6 protein-coding genes are annotated in these 7,960 nt (G+C 29.8%); 1 reads left to right on the top strand and 5 read right to left on the bottom strand.

All coding sequences use genetic code 11. From position 1 onward, the window contains the following. Positions 1 to 366: 366 nt before the first annotated feature. From AB1Z17_RS05055 to AB1Z17_RS05040, 4 genes are read right to left on the bottom strand one after another with little or no spacing between them, the layout of a single operon-like run. Positions 367 to 1,128 carry a head GIN domain-containing protein gene (locus AB1Z17_RS05055; RefSeq protein WP_368050710.1) on the bottom strand — a complete coding sequence of 254 codons (762 nt, stop codon included), beginning with the start codon at positions 1,126 to 1,128 and terminating at the stop codon, positions 367 to 369. Between the two features lie 16 nt (positions 1,129 to 1,144). Further along, the gene (locus AB1Z17_RS05050; RefSeq protein WP_368050709.1) at positions 1,145 to 2,215 is read right to left on the bottom strand and encodes a hypothetical protein; all 1,071 of its coding nucleotides are present in this window, start codon (positions 2,213 to 2,215) and stop codon (positions 1,145 to 1,147) included. Beyond that, the gene (locus tag AB1Z17_RS05045; RefSeq protein WP_368050708.1) at positions 2,199 to 2,741 is read right to left on the bottom strand and encodes a hypothetical protein; all 543 of its coding nucleotides are present in this window, start codon (positions 2,739 to 2,741) and stop codon (positions 2,199 to 2,201) included. Before AB1Z17_RS05045 ends, AB1Z17_RS05050 begins: the two co-directional genes overlap by 17 nt. Beyond that, positions 2,722 to 3,279: an RNA polymerase sigma factor gene (locus AB1Z17_RS05040; protein WP_368050707.1), complete on the bottom strand. Its 558-nt coding sequence runs from the start codon at positions 3,277 to 3,279 to the stop codon at positions 2,722 to 2,724. The genes AB1Z17_RS05045 and AB1Z17_RS05040 overlap by 20 nt, the downstream gene beginning before the upstream one ends. Positions 3,280 to 3,515: 236 nt before the next feature. On the opposite strand from AB1Z17_RS05040, the gene lon reads away from it, so the two are divergent. Beyond that, positions 3,516 to 5,969: an endopeptidase La gene (lon, locus tag AB1Z17_RS05035; RefSeq protein WP_368050706.1), complete on the top strand. Its 2,454-nt coding sequence runs from the start codon at positions 3,516 to 3,518 to the stop codon at positions 5,967 to 5,969. Positions 5,970 to 6,055: 86 nt separating this feature from the next. Here lon and AB1Z17_RS05030 read toward each other — a convergent pair. After that, positions 6,056 to 7,960 (bottom strand): phosphoribosylformylglycinamidine synthase subunit PurQ (locus AB1Z17_RS05030; RefSeq protein ID WP_368050705.1); only part of this gene is annotated, 1,905 nt, incomplete at its 5' end.

Genomic DNA, 7,960 nt, shown 5'->3' with positions numbered 1-7,960 from the left:
TTGAATTCTTTAAAGAAGCACAAGTTGAAGGCAGAGAAGATTGGATTTTAGGTTTAAATACTGGCCAGGTTTTAAGTATTCCTCTAATTATTATTGGATTGTATTTTATGTTTAAAAAACAATCTGCGAAGTAAAATTTTTGAGGAATAAGTTTAATACTTTTTAATTTTGTAGTTAATCGAAGTAGACACACCCTTTTGCTTTTTTTCTTTGTTAAAATGAAAAAAACTTTCAATAAAGTAAAAAGGCTGTATGCTGTATATTAGTAAAACATTAATGAACTATAAATAAAACTGCTAGCCTGCAGCTTAGTTGATAATGGATAGGTTTTAATTTTTTTAGATAGCCTCTTTTTTGTAATTAAGTTTAGTTTTTCTTTTTAACCGAACCAGAACCTACAGATTTTGATTTTACAATTTCAGGGTTTCCAGTATAGATTACATTCCCTGATCCAGAAATTTTAGCGTGAACTTCATTTGAAATATCAATATTTACATTTCCAGAACCTGCAATTTTAACGTTTGCAATACTTGTTTTAAGATTGTAGCCATTTAAATTTCCGGAACCTGCAATACTGCAGGTAAATTCGTCTGTATCTCCATTTAGTGTTATGTTTCCAGAACCTGCAATATTTGTATCTGAATTTTTAGCAGAAACTTTTAAATCCATATTTCCAGAACCTGCAAGACTTAATTTTAACTCGTTAGATTTTATTTCATCATTTGAGTAAACATTTCCAGAACCGGCAAGAGATACACCTTGAATATCATTAAAAGGAATTGTAATTTCTATTTTATGTTTAGATCTAAGTTGGTAGCCTTTTTTAGTTTTAATAGATAAATTCCCTTTTTTAACTTCCGTTTCTATGTATTCTAATAGATTTTCATCGGCTTTTATGGTTATTTCACCTTCTTTTCCATTTACCAATGTTACCTCAAAATCACCTCCAACACCAATTTCATTATAGTCTGAAGTAGTTCTGGTTATAGTAGTAATTTCTCTATTTCCTTTAACCTTTTTTTGAAAGTATTGTGCATTTATGGTTGTACTTACAAAAAATAGCGACACCATTGTTATTACAATTTTTGAAATAGATACGTTGCGTTTTATTGTTTTTAAAAAGTTCATAGTTTAGATTCTTTAATTAATAAAAAGAGATTGTTCCGTAACTGGATTTTATTGTAATATTACTACTTGTATTATTAGAATTATAATATCCTTCATAATACTTAGAAGTAGTTTTTATAATTTCTTTGTTAATAGTAAAACCACTTCCATATTTTAAACTACCATAATTTAAAGTAGCGTTTAATGTAAAATTATTAGTTGCATTAACACCAATTTTAGTATTTGTGTAAGACGATTTTACAGTAATATTTTTAAACTCTTTTCCTAACTCTTCAATTTTTAAAGACCCATAATCCATATCAAAATCACCAGTTCCTCTTAATTTTTCAACTGAAGTATGCATATAATCACTATTTCCTGTAACATTTCCAGTATCACCAATTTTTAAACTTCCGTAATCACAGTTATAGTCTAAAACAGCAACCATTCCAAATGAGATATGTGAATAATCAGCATTTAAATCAATTCGCTTAGATCTATCTATATGAAGCGTAGAATAATCGGCATTAATAGTTCCGTCTTCCATTAAATCTATAGTTGATTTATTGGTGTAATCAATATTTATTATATTGTTTGTATTCCATAATTCGCCAATGGTAATTTTACCATAATCGCAATTAATTTTAGAACTTCCTTCTAGTTTATCTAAAGTTATGGCACCATAATCATTCGTTAAATCAACATTATTGCTAATTGGCATTTGAATTAAATAATTAATTTCCATATTAACGTTGTTCTTTTTTCCCCATAAATTCCATGAGCTGGAATTTTTTTCAATACTGGTTTTTGCAGAAACATTGTTTGCATTTCCATTAAATTCTACATCAATTTGTTCCAAGCGCTTTGCAACTTTTTCTTCATCATCGCCATTTGTAGTAATACTTACTTTAATAACAATTCTGTTTTCATTCCAAGTGGCAATACCTATATTTCCGTATTTGTTAGACACATTTAATGTGGCGTTTTCATTTACACTATATTCTTTGGTAAGCACCTTATTTTTGGTGTATTTTCCTTTTCTTTCTGTAGCAGAAATTGTTAATGGAATTAAAATTAATATGAGTAATATTTTATATATAGTTTTCATTTTCTTGTGTTTTTAATTGTTTTACTTCTTCGATTTGATTTAATACACTTTGCAAAATATCTTTACGTTGTTGAAAATTAGTAATCATTGCATAAATAATTCGCTTGTCTTCCGTACTTTCTTTGAGCTCTAAAGTAAGCAGGTTGTATTGTTGTTCTAATTTTTTTAATTGATCTAAAGCATCGTTAATAAGTTGCTCGGTTGTGCTGTTTCGTTGGTCTTCAATAAGTGAAAGTTCTTTTTGAATAGTGCTTACAAAATAAGTTTGAGTTTCTGCCATTTCCGTTGAAACATTAGCCAATTCCATGCCTTTGTTTGAAAACGAACTACCTAACCAAATTCCAAAAAGTAATACTACAGATGCTGCAACTGCTAAAAAGGAATAGAATTTAAAATTATTTTTTCGGTTTGTAGTTTTGGTTTGATTTAACTTAGCTTCAAACCTATTAAAATGACCAACAGTTGGTTCTTCAATATCAAATTTACCTTCTAGTTTTTTAAATATGTTATCTAAATTGTCTTTCATTTTCGTAAGATAAAAGTTGTCTTAATTTATTTTTTGCTCTTGATATGGTAGTTCTACTGTTTTCATAAGAAATTTCCAATATTTGAGCAATTTCTTCATAATCATAACCTTCAATTAAATAAAGTGTTAATGCTATTTTATAATTATTTTTTAAATCATTTATTTTTCCTAAAATTTCCTTTACATTTAAACCGCTATAATCTTGCGACTCTTCTTCAACTTCTTTTATTAAAACGTTATCAATAGAAACAGTTTCTAGTTTATTATTTTTCTTTAAAGCTGTAATACTATTGTTAATTACTATTCTTTTTAACCAAGCACCAAAAGTTACAGTTTTACTAAACGTATGTAATTTTGTAAAAGCTGCTAAAAACGATTCTTGCATTACATCTTCGGCTTCAAAACTATCATTTACAATTCTTAAAGCAGTATTATACATAGCCTTATAATATTGTTTATAGATGGCAAATTGGGCAGCTTTATCTCCCTTTTTACAACGTTCTATAAGTATGTTAGTATGTTGATCTAATACCTTCAAAAATCTAGTTTCTATTAAAAAGACACTTATTATTTTAAACTGTTACAGTTTTACATAAATTTACTAAAAATATTATTCAAAGAGGTTACTTATTTGGCATAACTATTGAAATTTATAAGTAAACAACTAAGGTGTTGTTTATTTAATAAATTGATAATCAGAATTTTAAAATATTTTTGTTTGATTCGTTTTAGTTTTTCTAAAATAGAAAATGACAAAATGACCCAATATAGACTATGAGTAATTCAAAATTTTTAAACTTAGACAATATGTCACTTCAGCATATTTTAGATGAAGATGCTGATTTAATTCCTTTAATGACTCCAGAGGATGAAGAGGAAATAAATAAAGAAGATGTGCCAGATATACTTCCAATATTACCTTTGCGAAATACGGTTTTGTTTCCAGGAGTAGTAATTCCTATTACCGCTGGTAGAGATAAATCTATTCAACTTATAAAAGAAGCAAATAAAGGAAATAAAATAATTGGAGTTGTAGCACAAAAAAACGAATCTGTTGAAGATCCAACAATTAATGATGTTCATAGAGTCGGTACAGTTGCACGTATTTTGCGCATGTTAAAAATGCCTGATGGAAATACAACTGTTATAATTCAAGGTAAAAAACCTTTTGAAATTGATAGTTTTGTTCAAGAAGAACCTTATTTACAGGCAATAACAAAACCAAGAAAAGAAGATAGATCTGAAGAGCGCGAACCTGAATTTGAAGCTATTATAGATTCAATTAAAGAAATGGCGATTCGTATTATTAAAGAGAATCCAAATTTACCTTCAGAGGCTTCATTTGCAATAAAAAACATTGAAAGCAAGCCTTTTTTAATCAATTTTGTTTCTTCTAATATGAACTTAAATGTTTCAGAAAAACAAGAATTGTTAGAAACAGAAAATTTAAAAGAGAGAGCATTATTGACTTTAAAAAAGATGGATGAAGAGTTGCAGCGTTTAGAGTTGCGAAATGTAATCCAGTCCAAAACACGTTCTGATATGGATCAACAGCAACGTGAATATTATTTGCACCAGCAATTGAAAACCATTCAAGAAGAATTGGGTGGCGTTTCTTATGATGAAGAGTTGGATGAAATGCGCGAAAAAGCAAAATCAAAAAAGTGGAGCAAAGAAGTAAAAGAAACTTTTGATAAAGAACTAGGACGCTTACAACGAATGAATCCGCAGGTTGCAGAATATTCAGTACAACGAAATTACTTGGATTTATTATTAGATTTACCTTGGAATGAATATTCTGAAGATAAATTTGATCTAAAAAGAGCTCAAAAAATATTAGATCGTGATCACTTTGGTTTAGAAAAAGTGAAAGAACGAATTATTGAGCATTTAGCTGTTTTAAAGTTAAAAGGCGATATGAAATCTCCTATTATTTGTTTATACGGTCCTCCTGGAGTTGGGAAAACTTCTTTAGGAAAATCTATTGCAGAATCTTTAGGAAGAAAATATGTGAGAATGTCGTTGGGTGGTGTTAGAGATGAAGCTGAAATTAGAGGACATAGAAAAACCTACATTGGTGCAATGCCAGGTAGAATTATTAAAGATTTAAAGAAAGCAGGAACTTCCAATCCAGTTTTTGTTTTAGATGAGATTGATAAATTGGCATCTTCAAGTCATAGTGGAGATCCATCTTCTGCGATGTTAGAAGTGCTTGATCCTGAGCAAAATACTGCTTTTCACGATAATTATTTGGAATTAGATTACGATCTTTCTAAAGTGTTGTTTGTTGCTACTGCAAATAGTTTGTCAACAATTCCATGGGCGTTACGTGATAGAATGGAAATTATTAATGTTTCTGGTTATACGATTGAAGAAAAAGTAGAAATAGCGAAACGTCATTTATTACCAAAACAATTAAAAGAACATGGTTTAACAATTAAGCATGTGCAAATAGGGAAGAAGCAATTAGAAAAAATAGTTGTTGCCTATACACGTGAATCTGGTGTTAGAGGTTTAGAAAAACAAATTGCTAAAATGGTACGTTATGCTGCTAAATCTATTGCAATGGAAGAAACGTATGATGTAAAAATTACCAATGAAACAATTGAAAAAGTTTTAGGACCTTCCCATTTAGAACGCGATAAATATGAAAGTAATGATGTAGCTGGAGTTGTTACTGGTTTGGCATGGACAAGTGTTGGTGGTGATATTTTATTTATAGAATCTATTGTTTCTAAAGGAAAAGGATTAACTATTACTGGTAATATTGGTAAAGTTATGAAGGAATCTGCAACTATTGCCATGGAATATATTAGAGCAAATGCCAATGATTTTGATATAGACCCTAAAATATTAGACGAATACAAAGTTCATATTCATGTACCTGAAGGTGCTACGCCTAAAGATGGACCAAGTGCTGGTGTAGCAATGTTAACTTCTTTAGTTTCTGTATTTACACAACGTAGGGTTAAAGCAAAATTAGCCATGACAGGAGAAATTACTTTAAGAGGTAAAGTATTACCTGTTGGTGGAATTAAAGAAAAGATATTAGCAGCTAAAAGAGCAAATATTAAAGAAATTATTTTATGTAAAGACAATGCAAAAGATATTGCAGAAATAAAAGAGTCTTATTTAAAAGGACTTGAATTTCATTATGTTACAGATATGAGTGAAGTAATTAAAATTGCACTTACGACTCAAAAAGCTAAAAATGCAAAGAAATTATAATTAAAAAAGCAGCCAATTGGCTGCTTTTTTAATTATATCATCATAAAAACCTAAAAGAGTTCAAAATCTATTAGGTTTTTTAATGTTTATTTATTCTTTGTTTCAATCCATTTTCTTGCATTCACAAAAGCTTCAGCCCAAGGAGAAACTTCATCTTTTCTTCCAACTAGGTAATTAGCCCAGTTCCACTGGAAAATTGAACGTTCAATATGTGGCATCATAACTAAATGGCGACCATCTTTACTACTCATCATTGCCGTATTAAAATCTGAACCATTCGGATTTGCAGGATAACTATTGTAGCCATATTTAGCAACAATATTATAGGCATTTTCTTCCATTGGTAAGTTAAATTTACCTTCACCATGAGAAATCCAAACTCCCAAAGTACTTCCAGCTAAATTAGACAGCATTACCGAATTATTTTCTTGAATTGTTACAGAAGTAAATCCGCTTTCGTGTTTATGTGAGTCATTGTGTAACATTTTTCCGTGTACTTCATGTTCTGGATTAATCACCTCTAATTCCATAAATAACTGACAACCATTACAAATACCAACAGATAAAGTATCTTCTCTTTTGAAGAAATTATCCAAAGCTGTTTTAGCTTTTTCGTTGTATAAAAATGCACCAGCCCAACCTTTTGCAGAACCTAATACATCTGAATTAGAAAAACCTCCAACAGCACCAATAAATTGAATATCTTCTAATGTTTCACGACCAGAAATTAAATCGGTCATATGCACATCTTTTACATCGAAACCAGCTAAATACATTGCATTTGCCATTTCACGCTCAGAATTTGAACCTTTTTCGCGAATAATTGCTGCTTTTGGTTTTTTTACTTCACTTGAAATAACAGGAAGTTTTCCTATAAAGTGTTTTGGAAACGTATATTTTAATGGTTGATTTTTATAATTATAGAATCTGTCTTTAGCCAATCCATTTGCAGTTTGCTTATCATCTAATAAGTATGAAGTTTCATACCAAACATCACGTAATTCAGGGATATTAAATTCAAGAATTTCGCTATTGTTTGTAATTTTTACAGTTTCACTTCTAACAGCTTTTCCTAATTCGAAGAATTCAACATTGTTTTCAGCTAAAATTGTTGGAACATCTTCTGAAATACTTTGAAAAATAATTCCGCTGTTTTCAGCAAATAATACTTTTATAGTATCAACTTCGTTTAAAGATGAAATATCAATATTTAATCCTAAATTTTCTTGTGAAAAACACATTTCTAACAACGTGGTTAGCATTCCACCAGCAGAAATATCGTGTCCAGCTAAAATTTTATCCTCTTTAATTAATTGTTGAATAGTATTAAATGCCGTTTTAAATTTAGTAGCATCTTTAATAGTTGGTGTTGTACTTCCAATTTTATTTTGTGTTTGTGCAAAAGAAGAACCTCCTAATTTAAAAGCATCATTTGACAAATTGATGTAATAAATTTTATTCAAACCACTTTTTTGAAGCACAGGTTCAACAACTTTGGTAATATCGTTACAATGGGCAGCAGCAGAAATAACAACCGTACCCGGAGAAATTACTTCTTCATTTGGATATTTTTGCTTCATTGAAAGCGAATCTTTTCCCGTTGGCACATTTATTCCTAATGCAATAGAAAATTCTGAAACTGCTTGTACGGCTTTGTATAAACGTGCATCTTCACCTTCATTTTTACAAGGCCACATCCAGTTTGCAGATAATGAAACCGAATCTAAATTATCTTGTAATGGTGCCCAAATAATATTTGTAAGTGCTTCAGCAATTGCATTTTTACTTCCTGCAACTGGATCTATAATTGCACTAATCGGCGCATGTCCAATTGAAGTAGCAATTCCTTCTTTACCATTATAATCTAACGCCATTACACCTACATTATTTAATGGTAATTGTAATGGACCAGCACATTGTTGTTTAGCAACTTTTCCGCCAACACAACGGTCAACTTTATTAGTTAACCAATCTTTACATGCAACAGCTTC

The organism is Lutibacter sp. (assembly GCF_040883305.1).
Lineage (GTDB): Bacteria > Bacteroidota > Bacteroidia > Flavobacteriales > Flavobacteriaceae > Lutibacter.
Note: the sequence above shows the minus strand (reverse complement) of the source record. Positions and strands in the feature narration are given on the sequence as shown.